The sequence below is a fragment of the Dyella sp. genome (assembly GCF_051954575.1).
Classification (GTDB): Bacteria; Pseudomonadota; Gammaproteobacteria; order Xanthomonadales; family Rhodanobacteraceae; genus Dyella_B.
Window position 1 is genome coordinate 42228 of the sequence record NZ_JBQCHP010000013.1, and the last position, 24784, is coordinate 67011.

At 64.1% G+C, this 24784-nt stretch carries 17 protein-coding genes; 7 read left to right on the forward strand and 10 right to left on the reverse strand.

Features of this window, described 5'->3' with window-relative positions; all coding sequences use genetic code 11:
• The first annotated feature begins 29 nt into the window (after positions 1-29).
• From ACTHNE_RS01600 to ACTHNE_RS01630, 7 genes are read left to right on the forward strand one after another with little or no spacing between them, the layout of a single operon-like run.
• Entirely contained in the window at positions 30-1400 is a 1371-nt protein-coding gene (locus ACTHNE_RS01600) for a hypothetical protein (RefSeq protein ID WP_440268407.1), read from the forward strand.
• The gene (locus ACTHNE_RS01605) at positions 1397-2179 is read left to right on the forward strand and encodes an alpha/beta fold hydrolase (RefSeq protein ID WP_324937642.1); all 783 of its coding nucleotides are present in this window, start codon (positions 1397-1399) and stop codon (positions 2177-2179) included. The genes ACTHNE_RS01600 and ACTHNE_RS01605 overlap by 4 nt, the downstream gene beginning before the upstream one ends.
• Complete coding sequence (locus ACTHNE_RS01610) at positions 2179-3006, forward strand: alpha/beta fold hydrolase (protein ID WP_324937640.1); 828 nt, start codon at positions 2179-2181, stop codon at positions 3004-3006. Before ACTHNE_RS01605 ends, ACTHNE_RS01610 begins: the two co-directional genes overlap by 1 nt.
• A complete protein-coding gene (gene galE, locus ACTHNE_RS01615) occupies positions 3003-4007 on the forward strand; it encodes a UDP-glucose 4-epimerase GalE (RefSeq protein ID WP_324937638.1) in 1005 nt (334 codons plus the stop codon). The genes ACTHNE_RS01610 and galE overlap by 4 nt, the downstream gene beginning before the upstream one ends.
• A 3-nt stretch (positions 4008-4010) precedes the next feature.
• On the forward strand, positions 4011-5687 hold the full coding sequence (locus ACTHNE_RS01620) for a hypothetical protein (protein ID WP_324937636.1): 1677 nt from the start codon (positions 4011-4013) through the stop codon (positions 5685-5687).
• The gene (locus ACTHNE_RS01625) at positions 5684-7231 is read left to right on the forward strand and encodes an oligosaccharide flippase family protein (RefSeq protein WP_324937634.1); all 1548 of its coding nucleotides are present in this window, start codon (positions 5684-5686) and stop codon (positions 7229-7231) included. The genes ACTHNE_RS01620 and ACTHNE_RS01625 overlap by 4 nt, the downstream gene beginning before the upstream one ends.
• Positions 7232-7248: 17 nt before the next feature.
• A complete protein-coding gene (locus ACTHNE_RS01630; protein ID WP_440268408.1) occupies positions 7249-8214 on the forward strand; it encodes a hypothetical protein in 966 nt (321 codons plus the stop codon).
• A 182-nt stretch (positions 8215-8396) separates the two neighbouring features.
• Here the strand turns inward: ACTHNE_RS01630 and ACTHNE_RS01635 are convergent, their stop codons facing one another.
• The 10 genes from ACTHNE_RS01635 to ACTHNE_RS01680 form a co-directional block, all read right to left on the reverse strand.
• Positions 8397-9158 (reverse strand): glycosyltransferase family 2 protein, encoded by a 762-nt coding sequence (locus tag ACTHNE_RS01635; RefSeq protein WP_324937289.1) that lies wholly within the window; start codon positions 9156-9158, stop codon positions 8397-8399.
• Positions 9155-10339 carry a hypothetical protein gene (locus ACTHNE_RS01640; protein WP_324937292.1) on the reverse strand — a complete coding sequence of 395 codons (1185 nt, stop codon included), beginning with the start codon at positions 10337-10339 and terminating at the stop codon, positions 9155-9157. The genes ACTHNE_RS01635 and ACTHNE_RS01640 overlap by 4 nt, the downstream gene beginning before the upstream one ends.
• Positions 10339-11538, reverse strand: a complete 1200-nt coding sequence (locus ACTHNE_RS01645) for a glycosyltransferase family 4 protein (RefSeq protein ID WP_440268409.1) — start codon at positions 11536-11538, stop codon at positions 10339-10341. The genes ACTHNE_RS01640 and ACTHNE_RS01645 overlap by 1 nt, the downstream gene beginning before the upstream one ends.
• Positions 11535-12176: a polysaccharide deacetylase family protein gene (locus ACTHNE_RS01650; protein WP_440268410.1), complete on the reverse strand. Its 642-nt coding sequence runs from the start codon at positions 12174-12176 to the stop codon at positions 11535-11537. Before ACTHNE_RS01650 ends, ACTHNE_RS01645 begins: the two co-directional genes overlap by 4 nt.
• Positions 12173-13342 carry a glycosyltransferase gene (locus ACTHNE_RS01655; protein ID WP_324947520.1) on the reverse strand — a complete coding sequence of 390 codons (1170 nt, stop codon included), beginning with the start codon at positions 13340-13342 and terminating at the stop codon, positions 12173-12175. The genes ACTHNE_RS01650 and ACTHNE_RS01655 overlap by 4 nt, the downstream gene beginning before the upstream one ends.
• A complete protein-coding gene (locus ACTHNE_RS01660; RefSeq protein ID WP_324947522.1) occupies positions 13339-14451 on the reverse strand; it encodes a glycosyltransferase in 1113 nt (370 codons plus the stop codon). The genes ACTHNE_RS01655 and ACTHNE_RS01660 overlap by 4 nt, the downstream gene beginning before the upstream one ends.
• Positions 14448-15806 (reverse strand): phenylacetate--CoA ligase family protein, encoded by a 1359-nt coding sequence (locus ACTHNE_RS01665; protein ID WP_440268411.1) that lies wholly within the window; start codon positions 15804-15806, stop codon positions 14448-14450. The genes ACTHNE_RS01660 and ACTHNE_RS01665 overlap by 4 nt, the downstream gene beginning before the upstream one ends.
• Entirely contained in the window at positions 15803-17068 is a 1266-nt protein-coding gene (locus tag ACTHNE_RS01670) for an O-antigen ligase family protein (RefSeq protein WP_324947527.1), read from the reverse strand. The genes ACTHNE_RS01665 and ACTHNE_RS01670 overlap by 4 nt, the downstream gene beginning before the upstream one ends.
• Entirely contained in the window at positions 17068-18168 is a 1101-nt protein-coding gene (locus tag ACTHNE_RS01675) for a polysaccharide deacetylase family protein (protein WP_324947529.1), read from the reverse strand. The genes ACTHNE_RS01670 and ACTHNE_RS01675 overlap by 1 nt, the downstream gene beginning before the upstream one ends.
• A gap of 173 nt (positions 18169-18341) precedes the next feature.
• Positions 18342-24776: an amino acid adenylation domain-containing protein gene (locus ACTHNE_RS01680; protein WP_440268412.1), complete on the reverse strand. Its 6435-nt coding sequence runs from the start codon at positions 24774-24776 to the stop codon at positions 18342-18344.
• Positions 24777-24784: the final 8 nt, after the last annotated feature.

Here is a 24784-nt window from a genome sequence, read left to right on the forward strand (position 1 = left end):
CGCGCCCCGTCAGGGGAAGGGAGAGGTACATGCCGGCATCCGTTACGCTCGCTCGCGCCATGACGCTTGCGCTTATCGTCGTGCCGGGTGCGGTATGGGCCGCGCAGTTCAATTACTCCATCTTCGGTACGGTCGAACACAGCGACAACATCACGCTGAGCGACAGCAATCCGGTCAGCCAGAATGTCTTCATTCCAGGTATCAACTTCAGCTACCTGCAGCAAGGCTCCACCTTGCAGGCCAACGTCAACGGCACGCTGCAGTACACCGATTATTTCGGCCATCAATTTTCGAACCAGACGCAGACGCAACTGGCCGCGCAGGCCAACTGGACGGTGCTGCCGAAACGGCTGGATTTCACCGTGGAAGATTATGCCGGCGTCGAGCCGGTCGACTCACTGGCCAGCAATGCGCCGAACAACCGGCAGCAGACCAATGTGCTGTCGCTGGGCCCGACCTTGCACCTGCAGTTCGGCAACGTCATGCGCGCGCAGGTGGAACTGCACTATCTCAACAGCTACGCCTCGAAGGTGAAAGATTTCAACTCCAGCCGCGGCATGGCGGCGTTCCGCTTGTATCGCGATCTCAATCCCACCGACACGCTGTCGCTGAATCTCGAATCGCAACGGGTGAAGTTCGATCACAGCGTGGCAACGACCACGCTCGGCGGCGTGAATAGCACCATTGCCACGCCCGATTACACGCGCAACGAAGCATACGGCCGCTATACCAGCACGCTGATGCATTTCAATGCCGATCTGCTGCTGGGCTGGTCCAAGATCGATTTCACGCATGCGCGCAGCGATTCCAAACCCATGGCGCGGATTACCCTGGGCTGGCAGTTCACGCCGCATCACACCTTGTCCGTTACCGGCGCCTACCAGTTTTCCGATGCCGCGCAGGACATGTTCCTGCAACCGGGGCAGAGCATCGTCAACATCACCAACGAAAATCCGACCGACGTCATCTACAACCCCGGCGGCGGCATCAGCACCGGCAACCTGGTGATCGACTCGGAGGTTTATCTAGAGAAAGTCCTGCAGGCCACCTATACCTATCACACCGAACGCTTCCAGCTGTCGGTCGCGCCGACGTACGACAAGCTTTCGTATCTGGACAGCGCCACCTTCAACCAGTCCACCCGCGGCGGCACGATCAGTGCCGATTACCGCCTGCACCCGAACACGACGCTGACCGCGTTCGTCAATGCGGAAAAGCTCACCTATACCTCGCTGGAGCGTACCGACAAGACCTATCGCTACGGCCTCGACCTTGGGCATCAATGGACGCCGCACTGGAGCTGGCACGTTTCCTATATCCGGCAGGTGCGAAACAGCAGCGCGCTCGCGCAGAGCTATCACGAGAACGAAGTGTTCTTCAGCGTGGTGTTCCGGCGATGAGTACGCGTGTCGACATGGAAACACCGTTCTACTTCGGGCCGGAGCGAAGCCTGTTCGGGTTGTTCCATGCGAGCACCACTCCGGCACGCAAGGCCGTGCTGCTGTGCCCGCCGCTGGGGCAGGACCAGATCCGTTGCCATCGCCTGTACCGGCAATTGGCGCAGGCGCTGGCGGCCGAAGGCATTGCCGTATTGCGCTTCGACTACTACGGCAGCGGCGATTCGGCCGGCGCCAGCGCGGACATGGACTGGCACCGTTGCCTGGCCGATACCGCTGCCGCCGCCGATGAATTGCGCGCGCGCAGTGGCGCCTATCGCGTGCTGGCATTTGGCGCGCGGCTGGGTGGCAGCATTGCGCTGGCCTCCGTCGTACCGGCGCGCCTTGGCGGCATCGTGGCGTGGGATCCCGTGCTCGATGGCCGTGCCTATGTGGCGCAGCTCGACGCGTTGCAGTCGGCGCTGCGCCTGGACGCGCAGCGTTTCATGATGCCGCGCAAAGCCGACGAGGTCGCTGCGCAATGGCTGGGATTTGCGATCGGCGCATCTTTTCGCCAGCAGATCGCGAGCTTGCAGATTGATCGCCCGACCGTACCGACACTGCTGCTGGATTCGCTTTCGCTCGCCGCGCCGCATCCCTGGGGCAGTTTTGTCACCGACGCCACCGCGGTCAGATGCATGCAGCCGGCCACGCCCTGGGACGATCTGCGCCGGCTGGAGGTGGCGATTCTCTCGCACCCGTTGATCCAGGCCGTTACGCAACACGTAAGGGAGGCAGCGTGATGCAGGAGCAGGCTTTCCGTTTCGGACGCGCGCGCCACCTGGTCGGTATCGCGGGCTTGCCGCCGTCTACTGCGCCGGAAACGGTGGGTGTGATCGTGCTTAATGCGGGGCTGGTGCATCGCATCGGCCCGTTCCGCTTGCACGTGGAGATGACCCGGCGCTTGAACGCCCACGGCTATCCGACATTGCGTTTCGACCTTTCCACCATCGGCGACAGCGCCGCCAGCGGTGAATCGCAGACGCGCAACCAACAGATCTGTGCGGACGTGGGTGATGCGATGAACCTGCTCGGCGAACAGGCCGCGTGCAAGCGTTTCGTGTTGGTCGGCCTGTGCTCCGGCTCGCAGAGCGCGCATATGGTGGCCTGCAGCGATCCCAAGGTGGCCGGCGCGGTGTTTCTCGACGGCTATGCGTATCGCACGCTCGGTTATCACCTGCGTTATTACCTGCCTCGCTTGCTGGATATCAAGCGCTGGCGGCGCCTGCTTTCGCGCCAGCCGAAGGCGCCGGCGGCGAACAGCGACGAACCGGCCTTTACCGTGGCGCCCTTGCCGCAGGCGACGGTGCGCGCCGACCTGGCCGGCATGCTCGAGCGCGGCCTCAAGCTGTGCCTGATCTATAGCGGTGGCATCAGTCGCTATTTCAACCACACGCGTCAGTTCCGCGAATGTTTCGGCCGCATCGTCGGCCACCCGAACGTGTTTACTCGTTTCATGAAGGAAGCCGACCACACCTACATCCTCACCGGTGACCGCAACCGGTTGCTGGAGAACGTGGAGCGCTGGCTTTCAACGAATTTTCCCGTCACAGCGGATGGATCCTCATGAACACAGTGCTCGTTACCGGCGGCGCCGGCTACATCGGCAGTCATGTCGCCCAGCAATTGGTCGCGCGGGGCGAGCGCGTGGTCGTCATCGACAACCTCAGCACCGGCTTTCGCGAAGCCGTGTGCGGGGCCGAGCTGGTGATCGGCAACGTCGGCGATCCGGGCCTGGTAAGCCATGTGATGGCCGCGCACCGGTTCGACGCGGTGATGCATTTTGCGGCGCATACCGTGGTGCCCGAGTCGGTATGCGATCCACTGAAGTATTACGGCAACAACACCTGCAACACGCGCAACCTTTTGGCGTGCTGTGCGGACGCGGGCGTGGACAAGTTCATCTTCTCGTCCACGGCGGCGGTCTACGGCGAAACGGACAACGGCATCGCCGACGAGGACACGCCGACCCGGCCGATCAACCCGTACGGCACCTCCAAGCTGATGTCCGAAACCATGCTGCGCGACCACAGCGCCGCCGGTGCGATGCGGCACGTGATTCTGCGCTACTTCAATGTGGCCGGCTGCGATCCGCATGGACGCATCGGACATTCCACGCCGAACGCGACCTTGCTGATCAAGGTGTGCTGCGAGCATGCCGTGGGCCTGCGCGAAAGCCTGTCGATTTTCGGCACCGACTACGACACACCCGATGGCACCGGCATTCGCGACTATATTCATGTCGACGACCTGGCCGCGGCGCACCTGTGCGCGCTCGATCATCTTCGCGATGGCGGTCATTCTCTGACGCTCAACTGCGGCTACGGCCACGGCTACAGCGTGCGCGAGGTGATCGATGCGGTGGCCAGGGTCGGGGGCAAGGCGCTCAACGTGGTCGAACTGCCGCGCCGTCCCGGCGACATACCCATGCTGATCGCTCGCAGCGACCGGCTCAAGCGCGTGCTGGACTGGCGGCCGCATTACGACGACCTGGATTTCATCGTCGACACTGCGTTGCGCTGGGAGCGGCAGCTCCTGTACCGGCGCGTTCCGCTGTCGTCGGTGGCTTGAGTGATGGCAAGGCGATCGATGCTGATGGCGTGGTTTGCGACGGTCATGTTGCTGATCGGTACCAATCCGGCATATGCCGGTGGACATCCTGCGGCTAGCCGCGCGGCATCGGCGGACGTCGTACCGGAGCAGCGCATCGTCGCGCATCGCAACGCCGGCAAGGATGCTGATGTGCCGGTGTCGGTCGGTATTCCGTTTCCTCCCGGTGTGCTGCGCGATCCGCGCCTGCTGCGCATTCTTGACGAGAAAGGCGAGGAAGTGCCGGCCGCCGTCCGTACCACCTTGCTGTGGTACGCCAAGGACGGCAGCGTGCGCGCGGTGCGTGCGCAATTCCATGCGCATCTCGATGGTGATACGCAGACGTTCTATTTCGCCTTCGGCAAGCCGCGCCAGCGGGATCTGCCTGGATGGTCGTACGCGAGCGGCCTGGTGCCCGATGTGCAGGGCATGAAAGTGGCTGCCGCGTTGGCGACGCTGAGTCCCGCCTGGCTGTGTCAATCACGGGTCGCCGGCCCGCAGGTTCCGGCGTCACCCAACGAACCTTATGCCAACTACGTCGCCACGCAGTTTCAATGGGCGCGGCCGCTGCCAGTCGACGATTCCACGGCATGGCTGTTCGATCGACCCTCCACGCTGTTCAAGGCGTACGTCCGCACCGGACGCTTCGATTACCTGCAGGCGGCCGACCTCAGTTACCACTTCTATATGAAGCACATCCGCCGCGATGGCCTGGCGATGAGCCCGTTTTGCGCCGGCGGATGGACCTACAACGACAAACCCTGCGACGTGAAATACGTCTACGTTGAGCCGATCTTGCTGGCGCTGGCACTGACCGGCGACGACAGCGAGCACGACCTGCAAACGGTCGACAAGATGATGACGCTATGGGAGAACGGCGGCTGGGGCAATCGCCCGGGGCCGTATACCAGCCCGTCGCAGCATTTCACCGAACGCATGACCGGGCTGGGTTTGCTGGAAACCGTCAGCGCCTACGAATTGACCGGCGATCGCCGTTATCTCCTGCGCATCGACGACCGCATCGGCTGGTTGTACGAGCATCAGCGCAACAATCCCGATGGCCTGGGTAACGACGGTTCCTGGCGCAACAGCTGGCGCCTGCACGAAGACGATTCCTGGGATCCGTCGAAGGACGTGCGCGGCAATTCGCCATGGATGTCGGAAAACATTGTCGACGGCCTGTGGCATGCCTGGCTGGTGACTGGCGATGCGCGCATTCCCAGCATGATCACCGCGTTTGGCCGCTACCTGGAGCAATACGGCTGGATCAAGCCGGACTTGCTACATTACGAACATGATTGGCGCAATCCCTGTTCCGGCCCGGATGGCCAGATTGCGTGGTACTGGTCGTCTTCGCACGCCGATGTAAAGGCGCTTTCGCATATCGAAGACTCGGACGGCTGGTACAGTGATGCGCACACGGTCGAACTCGCCTTGCCGGTGGCTGCGGCCTATTACTTCGAACAGGATCCAAAACAGAGCGCCGCGTTGAAGCATCGGCTTGATGCGCTGCAGTCTTCCTACAACGTCGAATGCGCGAAATCGGCCGATCCGCTGCGACGCTTCAACTGGAACAACCGCGGCACTGGCGTCGTGGCGTGGCTGATCCGCCAGCCGCCCGGCAGTGGCGCAGCGGTGTCGAGCGGGAGCGCAAGGCCATGAAGCAACGCATGGCGGTCTTGCGCAGCGTCACCCTGGTCTCGGTCGCCACGTACGTCGAGTATGCGTTGGGGCTGGTGGTCAGCATCTGGATCGCGCGCACGCTGGGTCCGGCGGATTTTGGCCGTTACGCGTTCACCGTATGGCTGTGCAGCTGGTTGATGACTTGCAGCAATCATGCGTTGACCACTTCGTCGACCAAGTTCATCGCCGAGGCGGACGGGGCAGGGCGGCCGGATCTGGCGTCGCATATCGCGCATCGGTTGAGCCGCTATCAGAATATGAGTTCGCTGATCGTGATGCTGCTGTTCGTTGCCGCGATCGTGGTGATCCGCCCGGTGGAATGGCGGCAATCGCTATGGCCAATCACCGCCCTGGTCATCGTCGCCGTGGTATCCAAGGCGAACTACGCCATGTTGGTGGCGATCGAGAAAGGCCAGGAAAGCTTCGAGCCGGTATCGATCGCGACCGTGCTGGCCGGTGCCATCAACGTCGGGTTGATCACCGCGGCCACCGTGGCGCATGCCGATATGGTGGCGTTCTTCGCGCTGTTCGCGGTGGCGTGCCTGATGCTGAACCTGATTAACCGCTTTGCCTTCCATCGTTACTGTCGGCCGTTTTCCGCAGGCCCTATTCCGGACGACCTCGGCAAACGTCTTTCGCGACATCTGCGTTTGACGGCGGTGCTGGTACTGCTGATCTCGCTGCGCTCGAGCACGATCGAAGTATTCCTGCTCAACACCTACGCAAACTCGACCGCGGTCGGCTTCTTCGCCATCGCCTCCACCCTTACGCGTGGCGCGGTCGAACTGCTGTCGGTCGGCCTGACCACCACCTTGTTGCCGTACATGGCCAAGTCGTTCGGCAAGAACGGCACCGGCCAGGCCGCGCGCCTGCTGACCGAAGCGTCGCGTTTCTACTGGGCTACGGGGCTGGTGATCGCGGGCGTCGGCCTGGTCACCACGCCCGAGATCGTCACCCTTATGTACGGCAACCGTTACGTCGGCGCGATCCCGGCGATCGAAGCGATGCTGGTGCTGGCCGGATTGCTGCTGGTCAGCAACAGCATCGGCGCCTTCCAGATCGTGGTCGATCGCCAGGACGATCGCGTGCGTATCTCTACGCTCGCCTTGATCGTCAACATCGTCTTCGGCGTCGCGCTGGTGCCGTTCTTCGGCCTGGCCGGCGCGATGGTCACCTACGCAGGCACCCGCTTCGCCGAGCTAGGCCTGGCCATTTTCTACTTGCGCAAGACCACCCGCGGCAGCCTGCCACTGGCGCCAATGGCGCGCTTGTTCGCCGCCGCCGCGGTGGCTACGGCGTTGGCCTGGCTGAGCGTAGTCGTGATCCCCAGCCGCTTCGGTTTTATCGCTGGCGGCCTCGTGTTCGTGGGTATTTTCATCCCCGCCAGTTTCCTGGTGCGCTACTGGAACGAGGAAGATTTCCAACTGATGGCGGCGATCACCAACCGCCTTGGTCCGCCCGGACGCACGCTGATGCGCGGCTTGAACAGCCTGCATGGCGCCGCCGCCAAGGCGTCTTCCTGAGCGCGCGGAGTCCTGTCATGCATTGGAAGGCCAAAGCAACCTTGCAGAACGCCGTTTCGCGATTGCCCACCGAATCGTCATACGCCACGTACTATTGGCTGCAGCGTCATTTTGGCGGGCTGCGGCGTATCAATCCGATGGCGCGGCTGCGGGCGGGCATCGAGACATGGCGGCAGATCGAAAAGGTGGGCCGCGATCCGCTCGGCAAGGTCTTTTTCGAGGTCGGCACGGGGCGCGTGCCGATGACGCCGCTCGCGTATTGGCTGATGGGCGCTGGGCGCGTCATCACTGTCGATCTCAATCCTTATATGAAGGCGGAGTTGACCCAGGAATGTCTGCAGTACATCGCCGAGCATGTAGACGATGTGCGTGCTTTGTTCGGTCCGCTTTTGAATCGGGAGCGCTTCGAGACCTTGCTCGACTTCCCGCGCCAGGACGATTTCGACCTGCGGAAGCTGCTCGATCTTTGCCGGATCGTGTATATCGCGCCGGGTGATGCGGCGCATACCGGGCTTGATCCTGACGCGATCGATTTCCATACCTCGTTCAATGTTTTCGAGCACATCCCGCGCGAGGTGCTGCTGGCCATTCTCCGGGAAGGTAATCGGATCATTCGTCGCGACGGGCTGTTCGTGCATCGCGTTGATTATTCCGATCATTTTTCGCATTCGGATACGCGTATATCGCCGATCAATTTTCTGCAGTATTCCGATACGCAGTGGGAGCGTTACGCAGGCAACCGCTACATGTATATGAACCGGTTGCGCCATGATGATTTTCTGGTGCTGTTCGAATCGGCCAGCCATCGCGTGCTTGCGGCCGAGCCGACGATCGATGCGCCATCGCTGCAATTGCTGCGGGATGGTCGGTTGAATGTGGATGCGCGGTTTGGCGATAAGGCGATGGAGGTTTTGGCGACGACGGAGGCGTGGATTGTTTGTGCGAAGGCTGAGCCGGCTTTGGCCTTAATGGTTGCCACCTAGTTGATGCTTGCCGCAATCAGCTCCCTCCCCTGCGAAGTAGGGGAGGGCTGGGGTGGGGTTGCATGGGCTTTAGCGCACAACCGAATCTCACTATGAATGCCGCTCGCTACGCTCGCACCCCACCCTAACCCTCCCCTGCAAGCAGGGGAGGGAATACATCGTCGGTAGCGCCTGGAATCGCGCTAAACACTCGTTCCTCTGCGTTTGATCACCGCATGCCGCGCATACCGCGCCATGCAATACGCCGAATGCATCCACCCCAACTTCGCCACGCTGCGATAGATATCCCACTGCCACGACGCCGCTCGCAGCTTGTTGGCCGACAGCGACCGTTCGCGCACCAGGTACCAGGCCAAGGGTTCGGGCGATGCCACTCGCACGGCCTTGCCAGCGCGGCGAACCTGTTCCAGCCAGAACACGTAATCCTCATGGCCGATGCGCTGGAACGGTACGTCGCCGAGGCTTCGCGCATACATTCCGGTGAGGTTGCCGATGAAGTTGCTGGCGAGCATGTCCTGCCAGTTCACCTGCAGCGGCGGCGTTACCTTGCTCAGCACGCGGCCATCCTCGGCGACGCGCCAATACGAGGCGTAGCTGATCAAGGCGCGGCTGGCGAGCATGCCGGCCAACTGGTGTTCGAGCTTGGCCGGATGCCACCAATCGTCCGCATCGAGGAAGGATACGTAATCGCCACGTGCGGCGGCGATGCCTGCGTTGCGTGCGGCGGCGACACCGCCGTTGCGCGGTTGCCGAAGCACGCGCACTCGCGCATCGAACGTCGCATACGCATCGAGCATGCCGGGCGAGCGATCGCTGGAACCGTCGTCGATGGCGATCAATTCCAGTCGGGAATGGCTTTGCGCCAGCACCGAATTGATCGCCCGCGGCAACCAGCCTTCGGCGTTGTACACCGGCATGATCACGCTGACGAGGTCGTTGCTCATGCGCGTTGCGCTTCGCTGGCGACCAGCACGCCCGGGCGCGGCAATTCGTAGTCGCGATAATCGTGCGGATTGCCGCTCAAGCCCGCCTCCGCGGCCTTGATGATGTTGTAGACCTCGCGCGCGGTGACGTAATGCAGCACGTAGCACTTGCCGTCGTTGTAGTTCGCTTCCAGATAGTGGTGCATGCGGTCGGTGGCGTCGCCCAGCAGCGTGTCCATATCGCGCTCTTGCGTGCCGTGCGTGTGGATCTTTACGAACACCCATTCGGGGCGTCCCTCGACGTGCACGCCGGTGTCGATCCATGCGTCGATCCGGTCCGGCGTGGGCGGGCAGGCGTGGCGGATGTCGGCGTTCTCGATGCGCGGGATGAGCCCCAAGCGCCGGTTGCGCCAGTTCAAACCGAGCGGTCCTTGCACGATCATCAGGTCGCCGCTGGGCTTGCCGCCGACACGCACCGGCTCGCCGGTGTCGTGCGATTTGGGCTTGGCGGGGTCGTCCGTGGCGTAGTAGATCGCGTTGATCATGCGCGTCTGGGTTTCGCTGGGCGCGGAGGGCAGGGTGAAGTCGGCGTAGCAGCCCAGTTCGCGCAGCAGGATCAGTTCATTGTTGATGCCGCACCAACGTCCGTCGGCGCGGGAGTTGTCCAGGCACCAGTTGCCGTGGATAAAGGCGAAACGCAACTGGCCCGTTTTGGGATCGCGCGGCAAGGCGTTGTGCCGTTCGTGCAACACGCGGTTGAAGCGGTCGATGGTGGCGCGGAAGTTGTCGGGCGTGTCGTTGTCGTGATGCAGATGCACCTCGATTTCGCCGAAGCCGTCCGCGCACAGCGACGCCAGCTTGTGCAGGTGTTCTTCCAGGTATTCCTCTTCGGGATAGAAGAACGTGTGCTGCGGCGGCCGTCCGTCGGCGTCACGATGGGTGTTGGTCAGCTTGCGGTAATCGCGGCACCAGCGATCCACGCGGGTGCGCTGCGTCGCCAGGTCGGCCTTGCCCCAGGCCGGCTCGAAGTGATCGACGAAGCAGAACATCACATGGACCGGCTTGCCGGTCACACGCGGTGGTTTGCGGCGCAGATAACTGCCGAGCCAGATCTGCATCCGGCGCGCGCGTATGGCCAGCGTGGTGGCAATCGCCAGCATCAGCAGCAAGGCGAGTGCGACCAACAGCGCGATCGTCCACATCAGTGCGCTCCTTCGAGCATGCCTGGTTCAGCGACCACGGCATGGCCGCTGGGCAAAAGGGTAAGCAACTGCTCCGCGTTGTTGCGCCATTGCCGCTCGCGCTGGATATAGCGGCGCGCGGCGTCGCCCACTCGCCGGTGCTCATCTCGCTGCGTGGCCAGATCCAGCACGCGCTGCACGCAGGCATCGATCTCGCCGCGCGCAAACAGCCAGCCGGTTTCGCCATCGCGGATCACCTCGGCCACCGGCGCGTAGTCGGGCGCGACCACGGCGACGCCCATGCCCATCAGTTCGAACAGTTTCATGGGTGAACCGTAGTGATTGGAGTTGGGCAGCACGGCGTAATCCATGCAGGCGATCCAGCTGGCGATATCCTCGTGCGCCACCCGGCCAGGCAGCAGCACGCGGTTGGACAAGCCACGCTCGGCGACCAGCGCGCGTACCGCCGGCAAGGTCTTTCCATCCCCGACAAACACCAGCGCCAGTTGCGGCGCTTCAGACAGGCGCGCGGCGATGGCTCCGACAAAGGCGTCCACGCCATGCCAGTGCGCGAACACACCGATATGGCCGCACACGATGCGATCGGCCAGGCCACGCGCCTTGCGCAACGCCTCGGCGTCGAAGCGCGCAGGATCGAAGCGGGACAGGTCGACCGCATTGGGCGACACCACCGATGGTGCGATCCGGCCATAAGCGGCCTGCGCCTGGTCGCGGAAATAGCTGGAGATAAATACCAGCCCGGTGCAGCGGCGCAGGCACCAGCCTTCGATGCGCCGCGCCAGGCTTTTCAAGCGCAATGGCCGCACGCGCTCGACCAGCGCCGAATCGTTGATCTCCAGCACCAGCGGAATGCCGCGTCGCTGCGCCAGCCACACCGTGGCGCATAGAAACAGCGAATAGCGCTCGTAGATCAGCTGCGGCCGTTGCCGGCGGATCGCGGCGCCGACGCGGAACAGGGTGACCAGGTTGTAGCCCAGCTCCAGGCATTCGAACAATACGCCCGGCAGGTGCGTGATGGCGGCGGCGATGCGGCTGCGCTTGGAACTGCCCTGCGCAGTCGATTCGTGTTCCGGATCGGCGCCGGGAAACGACAGGATCGATACGTGGTGTCCCAGTGCGCGCAAGGCATGCACGATGCCGCGGATATGCACGCCTTCTACGTGACGCCCGCGCGTGCGATGGTGATACAGGATGTTCATCGCGTCTCCTGCGGCAACGCGCGAAACGCGTAGCCGTCGCGCAGCCATTCCGGCAGCAGCACGGTGAGCGCATCGCGCGCGCGATCGCTGTCGTCGTGCATCAGTACGATATCGCCGGGCGAGGGCGGATCGGCGCGCAACCGGTCCACCATCACGCGGGTAGGGTGGTCCTGGTAATCGAGGCTGTCGTACGACCAATAGACAAAGCTGCGCCGATGCACGGCGAAATAGCACAACAGATCCGCACCCACGTAACCGTGCGGCGGGCGCATGCGATGGTGCAGGCGCCCGTCGAAGGCGCTCAGCAAGGCATCGGTGCTGTGGATCTCGTTGAGCTTCTTGCGCGTGGTCATGCGCTTGAACGACCAGTGGCTATAGGAGTGATTGCCCACCATGTGCCCTTCGGCGACGATGCGCTCCACCAGCTTGGGATGGCGCTCGATCTTCTGGCCCACCAGGAAAAAACTCGCCTTCACGCCGTGCGTGGCGAGCAGATCGAGCAATGGCGGCGTATGCGTCGGATCGGGGCCGTCGTCGAAGGTGAGGTAGCGGATGTTGTCGCGAGAGGCGCCCTTGGTCTGCACCAGCGCATCCGGAAACAAGCTCAGCCAATGATGTTTTTTTGGTCTCATATTCATGCGGATGCCCCTGCAGCGGCTGACGACTCCACGGCGGCGTGCAGGATGGCGTCGAGTTGGCGGATGTTGTCTTCCCAGCGAAAGCCGCGGGCGTGCGCGGCGATGCGCTTGTGGTTCCAGCGGCGTGCACTGGCGTCGATCAATGCGGTCGATAGCGCCAATCGCACGCGCGGCGGCACCAGGATGCCGGCGTAATGCGGCACCACTTCCGGAATGCCGCCGACGTGGGTGGCGACCACCGGCGTGCCGCAGGCCATCGCTTCCAGCACCACGTTCGGCACGCCTTCATTATGGCTGGGCAGGCACAGCAGATCGGCGGAGCGGAACCAGTCGCCCAGTTCGTCATGCGCGACCGCGCCGGCCAATTCGACGTGATCGAGGCAACCCAGCGCCTTGGCCCGTTCGAGCAACGGGGTGCGAGCGGGGCCGGCGCCGACATAGATCAGGCGCGCCAGGGGCTGCTTGGCGAGCAAGGCCGGAAACGCTTCGAGCAAGTCGAGGCAACCCTTGGAGGGCTTCAGGTTGCCCACATACAACAGCAACGGCGAATACGTGGAAAGGCCCAGCTTCGCGCGCGATGCGGCCCGCGTTTCGGGACGGAAGATGGATGCATCGACGCCGTTGTAAAGCACGTGCACATTGGCCGGCTGCGTGCCCAATCCGATCGCCTTGATCGCCAGTGCGCGGCTGACCGCGACCACGCTCGCCGCGCCTTTCAGCGCCGAGCGGATCTGCGGGCGCTGCAGCAGGTGATTGGCCTGCACGTTGAGATCGCTGCCATGCACCTTCACCACATAGGGAATGCGCAACCAGCGCGCCAGCCAGCCCACGGCGGCGCCATCGGGATAGGCCCAGCTGACCACCATGCAATCGTAGTGCGCCTGTCGTATCTGACGACCGCGCTGCCACAGCAGCGACAACAGCCAGCAGAACGCGTGCAGCGAGCGGCCGATGCGCGGCAGAAACACGAACACGAAATAATCGGTGCGCAGATTGCTTGCGTTCACTTCGCCTTTGCGCTCGCCGAGCCGCTCGCGAAAGTCGATCGCGGTGAGCACGTCCACTTCGTGCAGTTGCCCCAGGCGTTCGAACTGCTGGCGATTGAAGGCCCCGCGTAGCGGATCCCAAGGTGTTGGAAAGAGGTTGGTGAGGATCAGCACTTTCATGGCGTCTTGCCGCCTTCATAAAGTTGCGCGTAGCGCATCGCCATCGTTTCCAGTGAGCCGTAACGCTCCACCCAGGCGCGCGCCGCCTGGCCCAGGGCCGTGGCGCGCTGCGGATTGCGCAACAGCACCAGCATCGCTTGCGCCAAGGCATCCGGATTGCCTGCCGGCACCAGGCAGCCGTTGACGCCGTCACGCACGATCTCGCCATTGCCGCCGACCTGGGTGGCGACGATGGGCAACGCCACGGCGCTCGCTTCCAGCAAGGCCATCGAATAGCCCTCGCTGAGCGAGGGCAGCACGAACATGTCCAGGCCTTGCAGCAAATCGCGCACGTCGCTGCGGTCGCCGAGGAAATGCACGCTATCGGCCACGCCTGCGTCGATGGCGCCTTGCTGCAGCGATGCGCGGAGCTCGCCATCGCCGATCAGCACCAGCGCCGTGTCGGCATGCTGTTCGTGCACCTGCCTGAAGGCGCGGATCAGGCCAAGCTGGTCCTTGGTCCAGTTCAAGCGTCCGACCGTGCCGATGATGCGGGTGTTCTCGGGCAAATTGAGTTGGTGCGCGATGCGCTCGTGCGCGCGCGGCGAAGCCGTCTGGAACGCATCCACATGGATGCCGTTCGGCACCACGCGCGCTTTTGCGGACGGAACGATGCCGCGTTGAATGGCGTCGTTACGCGCCGCCTCACAGACGGTCACCACCGTATCGGTGCGGATCAGCGCACGCCGGTACAGCCACTCGCGCCGGCGCGCGCGACGATTGACGCCCATGCCGTGCCGCGTATTGATCACCTGCCGCACGGGCAGGCCACAGGTGGCGAGCACCGCCTGGTAATGCGCGACCGCATTATGGGTGTGCAATACCTCGGTGGCGTGGTCGCCTACCATGCGGCGGGCGCGCGCCAGCGCGGTCAGGTCCAGGCCATCGCGCTTGCCGCAGGCGGTCACCGCGATACCCAGTTCGTCCAGCTCGTGCGCCAGGCTGCCGGAGGTGTACAGGCACACCACCTGGCAACGATGGCCCTGGCGATGCTGATACTTCACCAGCTCCAGCACCATGCGCTCGAGGCCGCCGCGATCCAGGCTTTCGACGAAGTGGGTGATGTTCACGGCGCCAGCTCCGATACCGTGACGCGGCGTTTTCCGCTACGGGTGAGCGGAATATCGTCCACGAAGTGGCAATGGAGCTGAACGCTGTCGCCAAGCACCTTGTCGACCTCGCGCTGGATGTATGCGAGCGACGCGTCGTCGAAGCCGGCGCCGCGCACGATGGAAAGATCGAGCCGATCGAGCTGGCGCTGTACCAGTTGAAAGCGCTGCAAGCCTGGCACGTCCTTGAGCATGTGCGGGAAAAATTCGCCGGGCAGAACATGCCCGCCCCGCGTGCGAATCGCATCCAGCACGCGGCCATCGACACGGTCGAGCAGCGGCAAGCCGCGTCCGCACGCGCAACGCTGGGTGGACGCCGTCGCCATGTCGCCGTTGGCGTAGCGCACGAACGGCATGCCGTAGTTGAAAAGGTCGGTGATGATCACCTCGCCGGTGGTGCAATTGCGGGCGGCGCCATCGGGTATGCGCAGCTCCACCGCCAGGTGGTCGCTGTTGACGTGCAGGCCGTGGCGTTGCTCGCATTCGGCGGCGATCAGCATGAATTCGCGGCAGCCATAGGTGTTGAACGCCGGCGCGCCGAACGCCTGCTGGATCGCATCGCGCTGGAAGGCGTGCATCGCCTCGGCGCCACCGATGATGGCTTGCGGCTGCCACACCTTGCGGCCGCAAGCGAGCAGCCATTGCGACAACTGCATCAATGGCCCGACATAGGCGACGATGATGTCCGGCCGGTAGCGGTCGATCGCATCGGCGTACTCGGCCATGTTCGCTTCGGTCATCCTGAAGCTGTTGAGTACGCGGCGCGCAAAGACGGCGTTGTAGAGGCGATCCTTCAGCTGATGCGCGCGGGTGGGATCGCCGACCGCGCCGCCCCACAGGAACAGCGTGCGGCGTCCCATGCGCGAACCGGCCCATTCGTAGCCGCGCCACATCACGGCGGTGCGGCGGTCGTTGCTTTCGCGCGTAAAGCCGAAGCGCATCGGCTCGCCGGTGGATCCGCCGGTGGCCTTGTACAACAGGCGATCGCGCCAGGAATCGGCCTTGAACTCATCGAAATGCTCGCGGATCTCGGCCTTGGTCAGGATCGGCAGGCGTGCGTAGTCGTCGAGATTGCGGATGTCGCCAGGTGCAAGGCCCAGTTCACCCCAGCGCCGGCGGTAGTAGGGCACTTCGCGATAGCAATGCTCGAGCAGGCGTTGCAGTCGTTCCCATTGCAATGCTGCGATCCGTTCCGGTGCCAGCCACTGGTCGCGCCGATACGCATCGAGATAAGCGAGTGTGCGGCGACGGCGCAGGCCCGTTTCGTAAGCCGGAAACAGCACGCGCCGGAAAGCCGCTTCATACAGGCCGCTCATGTGGATACCCGCAACAGCACGGCGACCAGCACGAAGAACCCGACGATGCTGCCGGCGGAGGCCGAAAACCACAGCCACCCGTTGCTCGCCAGCTTGAACAGCCGCAACCCAGGAAAGCGTTGCCGCGCGCTGACGTAGTAGCCCGCCACCATCGCGGCCACCAGATACATCACCACCGTATAGCTGCGGCTCAAGAAAAACGCAGCCGCAAACAGCCCGCACAGCGACAGCAGCAAGGTCAGCGCCATGCGTTGTTCGCCTTGCCAGGCCTTGGCGCGCGCCGGATCGTCCAGGGCTACCGGCTTATGGCGCAGCACGGTCAGCATCATCCAGAAGCCGTAGCCGACAAACGCCAGCCACAGCATGTAGCCGACAAAGCCCGTCTCGGCCAGCACCAGCACGAAGGAGTTGTGCGCGGTCAGGTCGTTGTACTCGGTGAAATTGCCGGCGCCGACGCCAAACACCGGATGGGACAGGAACATGTGCAGGCCTTCGTACCACGCATCCACGCGGCCGAATGCCGATTCCTCATCCGGATCCAACTCCTGCATGCGCGAGGAAAGCAGCTTCATGCAGGCCAGGCCGACCACGCCCAGCGTGCCGGCGGTAATAAAGCCGCGCCGATACCAGACATACACGCCCGCCACCACCAGCACCGCCAGCAGCGCGCCGCGCGAATTGGTGAGATAGGTGCCGTAGCACAGCAAGCCGGCGCAAGTGAGCCAGAACAGGCGCGTCAGCATACCGCCCAGCGTGCTGAGAAACGCCGCCATCGGAATGGTGGTGGCGAACAGCAGGCCCAGGTCGTTCGGGTCGTTGAATATGCCGACATATTGAATGCGTCCGTCTTCGGAAATCGGCACACCGGTCCAGCCCACGCCGTTGCGGGCTTGCCCGATGCCATGTATCGCCAGCACCACCGAACACAACACGAACACGGCCATGGTGATCTTTACGCGTTGCTGCGTATGGCAGGCGGTGGCGAGTACGAAGAAGGCGATCGCGATCGGGCCGAATTTCTCCAATTGATCGAGCGCGCCGCCAACCCAGCCGTTCACCACCACCGAGATCATCAGCACCAGCAGAAAGACCGGCATGATGATGAACTGCGGCGCTGCAAAGGTCTTGGCATTGGAAGCCAGCCAGCACAGAAACGCTGCGACCAGCACCACCGGCAGGATCGGTATGCCGGTAAAGGCCGCCATGTATTCCTGCGGCCGGATGATGGTCAGCACCAGATAGGTAAGAATCAGCGGAAACATCAGGCGGGCACCTGCTCGGGCGCCGGCCCATAGTGGACGGTCGGGTAACTGACCAGGCTCGGCAAGGCCAGCATGGCGGCGAACCAGCCCGGCCCCATCATGCGTTCGACCGGAAGGCGGAACAGGGTGTAGCGGTTCGAGGCTGGATGCGGATTGGTACCGCAGATGTAGCAGACCGCCAGCTCGAAGCCGGCATCGCGCGTGGCATGCATCACGCCTTCGTCGAACGCGCGATCGCCGCCCACCGGGTAGGACATCAAGGTAGCGGGAGCGCCGAGCTCGTGATCCAGCGTCGCCTTGGATTGGCGCACTTCCTCCACCATCCGCTCCGGCGAGAGCTTGGCCAGCATGCGGTGGTGCACGCCGTGCGAGCCGATCTCGAAACCCGCGGCGTGCATCTCGCGCATCTGGTCCCAGGTCATCGGGCGGCATGCCTCGGGCCGCACGTTGCTCGGCATCTGCCACTCCTTTTCCAGTCGCGCGATCATCGCTTCCTGCTGGATCGCACCGATGCTTTTCATGTTCTTGAGCACCGTGCCTGCAAGCGAGCGCCGCAGGTTGCGATCGTGCGGCAGGGGCACGTCCATGCCGATTTCCGGCAGCACCAGCCGCGGCGCATGGGTGAGCAGGATCATGTGCACCAGCCAGTCGTAGCCGTACGGCTTGCCGGTGTCGATATGGCCGGTGGAAACGAAGAACGTGGCCGGAATACCCAGCTCGCGCAAAATGGGGTAGGCGATGCGGTAGTTGTCGTCGTAGCCGTCGTCGAAGGTGATCGCCACCGCATCGGCCGGCAGCGCGGTGCCCTGGTCCATCGCCGCGACGACATCGCCCAGGCGCACCGGGGTGAAGTGCCGTTTCACGTGCAGCATCTGCGCGCGGAAGCGCTCCGGCGTGGTGCTGATCAATTCCAGATCGAAGTCGAACGTGGCCGGATCGGGCAGCGGCATTACCCGGTGATAGGCCAGGATGCGCAGATCACGCTGCCACCATGAGCGTACGCGTTGCAGCGGCTGCAAGGCGCCGGTGCTGTAGCACAGTTCGGCCACCCGCCCGCGGATGCCGGATGCCCTGCCGTGACCGTCTTGCTGAGTCAGCATGGTGGAGTCCTCAGTGTTGGGTGTGCTGGGGTTGCTTGGGCTTTAGCGTGCAGCTCGATCGGCTCGCTGCGATCGCACCCCACCCTGACCCTCCCCTGCAAGCAGGGGAGGGAACTGCTTTTCGCAGTGACCGGGATGTCTGCTTCGCTGCAGGGCAATTGGGTGTGCACATATCAGCGGCGCCCGAACAAACGGCCCAGCAATGAGCCGGATTTGGCGGGCGGTGGTGGCATGGCTGCGCTTTCGGACAAGCCCGCAGCCAGCGTACCCAGCGTGCCGTTGGCGATGTCCAACAGGTTCAGCGACAGGCCGGTCGTGCGCTGCACGCGCGCCGCCATGTCGACCGCCATCAACGAGTGGCCGCCGATGTCGAAGAAGTTGTCGCTGGTGCGGACGCGGGCAATGCCCAGCAGTTCTTTCCATAGCGATGCCAGCAACTGTTCGTTGGCGGTTTTCGGTTGCAGGATATCGTCGACATCCTCATCGCTCGACGATTCAGCCGGCAGTGGCAGTGCGGCGCTGTCCACCTGGCCGTTCGCCAGCAGAGGCAAGGCATCGAGCAGCACCAGATGCTGCGGTACCTCATGCGCGGGTAGCGCTTCGGCCAGCGCGGCGATCAGCTGGTTGACGTCGAGCGCATGCCCGGGCGCGGCGACGGCAAAAGCATCCAGATGCGCGCTGCCGGCCTGATTCATCCGCGCTACCGCCACGGCATGCGCCACGCCCGGCTGGCTGAGCAATTCCGCTTCGACGGTTGCCAGGTCGACATCGCGGCCATGGATATGCTCGCGGCGATCGGTGCGGCCCATTTCCTGGATATTGCCGCTTACCAGCCAGCGCCCGCGACGGTGCGTGCGTTGCAGGCGCAAATCCGTCGATACCAGCGCGTTCCGCACCGGACGATCGCCATGCGCCATCGCGCGCGTACCGAACGGGTGGCTGAGCGACGCGCCGCCGACGTGGATCTCGCCGATGGCGCCAATGGGGCAGGGCTGTTGCTGGTCGTCGAGGATCCACACCGCGGTATTGGCGAGTGGTCGGCCGCTGTGCAGGCTTTCGGCGGGCCGTTCGATACGGCCACAGCTCGCGACCAGGGCGCCATCGGCGCAACCCGATACCTGCCAGGCGCAGGCGCAGCGTTCGGCCATCTTTACGGCCAGCTCGGGCGTCGGCCGGCCGCCGATGTAGACGGCCTTGATCGCCATGGCATCCGTTTCGTTGGCGCAAAGCATGGCGTGCCAGGCGCCGGGTGCGGCGAACATCACGCTGGCCTGATGGTTCCGCGCCAGCCTGGCCAGTGCTTCGCCATCGCGTGCCTCGCTTTGGCCGGCAAGAACCAGTTCGGCGCCGAGCGCTATCGGCAGCAGGTGTTCGACGATGGCGTCGCTGGTCGCTGGCGCGGCGGTTGCCAGGATGCGATCGTCCGGCGACAAGCCGAGCGATTCGATCAGCCCTTGCAGCGCATTGGCGATGGCGCGATGCGTAAATGCCGCGCCGCGCGGGCGGCCGTCAAGGCCGGGTCCGTAGACGACGATTGCTGCGCAGTCACCAGCATTTTCGTTTGTTACGGAAATGCGCTCGCTGGCGGCGCCGACGATTTCGACCGTGTCCGCATCGAGCCACAGGGCTTGCGCGCGTGGCCACTGCAGCATGGTTTCAAGAGCGCTATCGCCGACCAGAAGGTCGATGCCGGCATCCGTGATGATGTCCTTCAGGCGTGCGGCCGGATCGGTGGGGTCGAGCAACACGCAGATGCTGCCGGCCTTGAGAATGCCCAGCATCCCGGCCAGGCGATGGATACCCGGCTCCGCACCCAGGCCGACGATTGCGCCGGCATCCGCACCTCGCGCACGCAGGCAATGGGCAATGCGGTTGGCGCGTTGCTCGATTTCGCCATAGTGCATGCCCCAGCTGCCGAAGGTCAGCGCGGTCTTTTCAGGCGTGCGATCGACCTGTTGCTCGAACATGGCGGGGACGCTGTCCGGCAAGCTCAGCGGTGCCGTTGTTGCATTCCAGGCTTGCTCCTGCGCCAATTCGGCCTCACCGATAGCGGTGAGCGTGCGGATGGCTTGCTGCGGGTCTGCGCTGACGCGCGCCATCATCGCCACGTAGCGATCGCGCAACAGGCGCGCCGTGTCGGCTTGCAGGATGTCGGCGTTATAGGTGACGCCGCCGACCATGCCGGTGTTGCTTTCCAGGAACCACAGGCCGAGGTCTTCGGTGGCGCCGCTCTGGAACAACAGGATATGTTCGTGCGCGAGGCCACCCCAATCGACGATGCGCTGGCGTGCATCCTGGAACGAGAACAGCGCTTGGTAGAGCACCGCGCCGCTGCCGGCGCCCACGCGCAACTCCCGCTGCAGGTATTCGAGTGGTACGTCGGGGTGGCCGAAGCTTTCGATCGCCGCGCATTTTACGTAACGAACGAAATCGATGAACGACAACGCCGTATCCACGGTGAGATGCAGCGGCAGCAGGTTGTTGAAATACCCCATCACCGATTCGACTTCCGTGTGGTTGCGCGCGCGCACCGGCGTGCCGACCACCAGGTCGCGTTCGCCGGACATGCCGCAGAGCAGCGCGTAATACAGCGCCAGCAAAGTCATGTTGAGCGTGGCATCCGCAGCCCGCGCGACGTCGTGCATCGCGTCAGTCGCCTCCTTCGGCACGCGTATCCACTCGGTGCGGCCGATGCCGGACATGCCCGGCCGCCGCGGCTGATCGGTCGGCAGTGCGCGGATATCCGCCATCTTCGCCAGCCGCTCGCGCCAGAAGGCGAGCTGCGCCTGGAACTGCGGCCCTTCCAGCCATTGCGTGTGCCAGGCGGCGAAATCGCCGTAGCTGACCGGCAACGGCGATAAGGGCGACGGCGCGTTCTCGACAAAGGCGCGGTACAGCGACGACAGCTCGGCATACAGGATGTCGAACGACCAGCCATCCCAGATGATGTGATGGGGCATGAAGAAAAACACGTGGTCGTCCTCGCCCAGGCGGAACATGCGCGCACTGAACAGCGGCGCCTGGGTGAGATCGAACGGCGTGTCGGTCAGCGCCTGCAGACGTTTCATCAGCGCGGCTTCGCGCTCGCTTTCCGGCAGGCCAGCAAGGTCCTCGGCCGGAAACAGGCGCACTTCCAGGTCGGGCGCGACGAATTGCTCCATCTCCTGACCATTGCGGCGGAACGCCGTGCGCAGGATCGGCTGGCGCTGCATCAAGGCTTGCAGCGCAAGCTGGAAGGCGGTTTCGTCCAGGTGACCGCGCAGGCGATGCGCGGAGGGCGCGTTGTAGGTGACGCGGCCGGGTTGCAGTTCTTCCAGCGACCACAGGCGGCTTTGCATCAGCGACAACGGTGCGCGACTCTGATCTGCGCGCCGCGCAATCGGCTGGATGGCTGGTGCGTCGCCGCTGTCCACCTGAGCACGGATCGCCTTGGCCAGTTCGGCGATGGTGGGCGCATCGAACAAGGTGCGGAACGACAGGGCAATGCCGAACTCGCGATTAAGGCGCGCGGTAAGCTGCGCCGCCAGCAGGGAGTGACCACCGAGGGCGAAAAAATCGTCGCGCACGTCGAGATCCGGCAGCGACAGCACGCTTTCCATCGCCGCCGCCACCCGGCGTTCGTCCTCGTTGCGCGGCGCAATACGCGCTGTTTCCGATGCGACCGAATGGATTTGCGGCGCGGGCAAGGCCTTGCGATCGGTCTTGCCGTTCGGCAGCAATGGAATCGCATCGAGCGGGATGATGTGCTGCGGCAGCATGTAGTCCGGCAGATGGCGCTTGAGCGCATCGCGCAGCGCCGCTTCGTCGAATTGGGCCTGTTCGCGCATCACCACGTAGGCCACCAGCCGCACATCGCCGGGCCGATCCTCGCGCGCGACCACCACCGCGCGATCCACTTCGGGCACGTCGGCCAGCACGGCCTCGATCTCGCCCAGTTCGATGCGATAGCCGCGCACTTTCACTTGGAAATCCAGCCTTCCCAGGTGTTCGAGCTGGCCATTCGCCAGCCAGCGCCCGCGATCGCCGGTGCGATACATGCGCGCATCGCTCCGTTGCGCGAACGGGTCGGGCAGGAAACGTTCCGCGTCGAGTTCCGGACGATTCAAATAGCCCAGCGTGACGCCGGCGCCGCCGATATAAATTTCGCCCGGCACGCCCAGCGGGCAGGGCGCGCGGCGTTCATCCAGGATATGCACCTGCGTATTGGCGACTGGCCGCCCGATATAAATGCCCGAGCGCGGCTGGACGACGCGCCAGTAAGTGGAATACACAGTGGTCTCGGTGGGGCCGTAGCCGTTCCACACTTCGCCGCAGCGTTGCAGCAGCGCTTCGGCCAGGTCGACCGCCAGCGGCTCGCCGCCGGACACCGCGCGAAAACCTTCGCGTCCGTTCCAGCCCGCCTCGATCAGGATGCGCCAGCCCGAAGGGGTGGCCTGCATCATGCTCGCCTCGCTTTGCTCGACCAGCTTGCGCAAGGCCGCGCCATCACGCACGTCGTCACGATCGGCAATCACCACTTCGGCGCCGACGCTCAACGGCAGCATCAGTTCCATAAAGGCGATATCGAACGACAGCGTGGTCACCGCAACCAGCCGGTCCTGTTCACCGATACCCGGCACGCACTGCATGCTGGTCAGGAAATTCGAGGTGCTGCGATGAGGCACGCGCACACCTTTGGGCCGGCCGGTCGAGCCGGAGGTGAAGATCACGTAGGCCACCGAATCGGGCGCAGCCGCTGCATCGTCACGCGGCAGGCGCGTGGCGAAGGCCAGTTCGATCGCCGCGGCATCGCGCTTCAGCGAGAGCACACGCAAGGACGGCAGGTGTTCGAATGCCGATGGCGTCGCATCGTCCACGATCAGCGCCGCCAGCGCGGCATCCTCGGCCATAAAGGCCAGGCGATCAGCCGGGAACTGCGGATCGAGCGGCACATAGCCCGCGCCGCTCTTCAGCACCGCAAGTACGGCCGCCAGCATGTCCACCGTGCGTGCCAGCGCAATGCCGACCAGTTGGCCACGAGCCACGCCGCGATCACGTAAGACGTGCGCGATCTGATTGGCGCGCGCTTCCAACTGGGCGTAGCACAGGTGCCTGGCGCCATGGCGTACCGCGGCGTTATGCGGCACGCGGTCAACCTGCCGTTCGAAATACTCGTGGGCGAGCTGCTGTTCCGGATACGGCGTGCTGGCGGGCTGCAAGGCCGCGCTATCGCGCAGTGCCGCTTCGGACAGCAGGCCGAGTTCCTGCACGGCCGTCTCAGCATTTGCGACCGCACTGCGTAGCAGCGTTTCGTACGCATCGAGCCAACTACGGATGGTTTCGGCGCGGAACAGGTCGCTGTTGTACTGGCATTCCAGCCGCAGGCCGTCGCTGACCTGTACCGCGTTGACGAACAGCTCGAAATTCTCGAACGCGCGCGCATTGCCGGTAAATTCAAAACGCAGGCCCGGAAAGGTAATGGTGCGTTCGTCCAGCGCCTGATCCAGGTTGAACAGCACGCTGACCAGCGGCAGCCGGCCCGGGTCGCGCGGCATCGCCAGGCGCGCGAGCAGGCTGCCGAGCGTGTATTGGCGGTGCTCGAACGCATCGAGCAGGTCGCTGCGCAGTCGGTCGAGCACGCTGCCGAACGAGGCCTGGCCGTCGATCGCTGTGCGCAAGGGCAAGACGTTGACGCAATGGCCGACCAGGTTGTGCTGACCGTCGACCGCCTGTCCGGCACTGGGAATGCCGATCACGATATCGTCCTGGCCGGTGAGGCGATACAGCAGGGCGCTGAAGGCGGCCAGCAGCGTCGCGTAGAAGCTCGCGCCACGCTTGGCGCCCATGCGCTTGATGTCCGCGATCAGCGCGGCATCAAGCATGCGATCCTCGCGTTGCGAGGCGAAGCTGCGATGACGGCGGCGCGCGCTGTCGGTGGGCAGGTCCAGCGATGGCGGTTCGCCGCTGAAGCGGCTCAACCAATACTGTTCGTCATCGCGGCCGTTTGCGGTTTCTGCGCGCGTCGTTTCGGCGATGGCGTAATCGGTAAAGGCGTCTACTACTGCCGGCCCTTCGCCCTGGCCCAGCTGTTGGGCATACAGCGCAGCCAGGTCACGCACGATCACGCCGAACGACCAGCCATCGCAAACGATGTGATGGGCGGTAAAGATCAGCAGATGGTCGTTCGGGCCAAGCCGCAGCAACTGCGCGCGTACCAGCGGCCCATGTTCCAGGTCGAACGGCGTTCCGACGGCCAACCCGAGCGTAGCGTTCACGTATTCCGCACGCGCGGCTTCATCCAGCGCGGACAGGTCGTGCCAGGCGCAGTCCAGTTGCACATAGGCGGAAATGCAAAGCTCGTTGCCATCCGCACTGAAGGTGGCGCGCAATGCCTCGTGCCGATCGATCATGCCATGCAGCGCGACTTCCAGCGCCGCCACGTTGAGCTCGCCGGACAGCCGGATCGACACCGACTCGTTATAGGCGAGCGAGGCATCCTCTTCGAGCTTCGCGGCCAGCCATATTTCCCGCTGCGATGCCGTTGCCGGCACCACGCGCGCAAGCGCGGCATCGGCAAACGGGTCGTAGTCGACCGCGGTGGAAACGACATTCACTTCGCTGCTATTCATCGCGTGGT

Bases quoted from the DNA above. Each gene is read 5' to 3' on its own strand.
- galE (WP_324937638.1), top strand. From the start codon at position 3,003: ATGAACACAGTGCTCGTTACCGGCGGCGCCGGCTACATCGGCAGTCAT.
- ACTHNE_RS01680 (WP_440268412.1), bottom strand. From the start codon at position 24,776: ATGAATAGCAGCGAAGTGAATGTCGTTTCCACCGCGGTCGACTACGAC.
- ACTHNE_RS01665 (WP_440268411.1), bottom strand. From the start codon at position 15,806: ATGAGCGGCCTGTATGAAGCGGCTTTCCGGCGCGTGCTGTTTCCGGCT.
- ACTHNE_RS01670 (WP_324947527.1), bottom strand. From the start codon at position 17,068: ATGTTTCCGCTGATTCTTACCTATCTGGTGCTGACCATCATCCGGCCG.
- ACTHNE_RS01675 (WP_324947529.1), bottom strand. From the start codon at position 18,168: ATGCTGACTCAGCAAGACGGTCACGGCAGGGCATCCGGCATCCGCGGG.
- ACTHNE_RS01605 (WP_324937642.1), top strand. From the start codon at position 1,397: ATGAGTACGCGTGTCGACATGGAAACACCGTTCTACTTCGGGCCGGAG.
- ACTHNE_RS01625 (WP_324937634.1), top strand. From the start codon at position 5,684: ATGAAGCAACGCATGGCGGTCTTGCGCAGCGTCACCCTGGTCTCGGTC.
- ACTHNE_RS01640 (WP_324937292.1), bottom strand. From the start codon at position 10,339: ATGTGGACGATCGCGCTGTTGGTCGCACTCGCCTTGCTGCTGATGCTG.
- ACTHNE_RS01600 (WP_440268407.1), top strand. From the start codon at position 30: ATGCCGGCATCCGTTACGCTCGCTCGCGCCATGACGCTTGCGCTTATC.
- ACTHNE_RS01655 (WP_324947520.1), bottom strand. From the start codon at position 13,342: ATGAAAGTGCTGATCCTCACCAACCTCTTTCCAACACCTTGGGATCCG.
- ACTHNE_RS01635 (WP_324937289.1), bottom strand. From the start codon at position 9,158: ATGAGCAACGACCTCGTCAGCGTGATCATGCCGGTGTACAACGCCGAA.
- ACTHNE_RS01630 (WP_440268408.1), top strand. From the start codon at position 7,249: ATGCATTGGAAGGCCAAAGCAACCTTGCAGAACGCCGTTTCGCGATTG.
- ACTHNE_RS01650 (WP_440268410.1), bottom strand. From the start codon at position 12,176: ATGAATATGAGACCAAAAAAACATCATTGGCTGAGCTTGTTTCCGGAT.
- ACTHNE_RS01610 (WP_324937640.1), top strand. From the start codon at position 2,179: ATGCAGGAGCAGGCTTTCCGTTTCGGACGCGCGCGCCACCTGGTCGGT.
- ACTHNE_RS01620 (WP_324937636.1), top strand. From the start codon at position 4,011: ATGGCAAGGCGATCGATGCTGATGGCGTGGTTTGCGACGGTCATGTTG.
- ACTHNE_RS01645 (WP_440268409.1), bottom strand. From the start codon at position 11,538: ATGAACATCCTGTATCACCATCGCACGCGCGGGCGTCACGTAGAAGGC.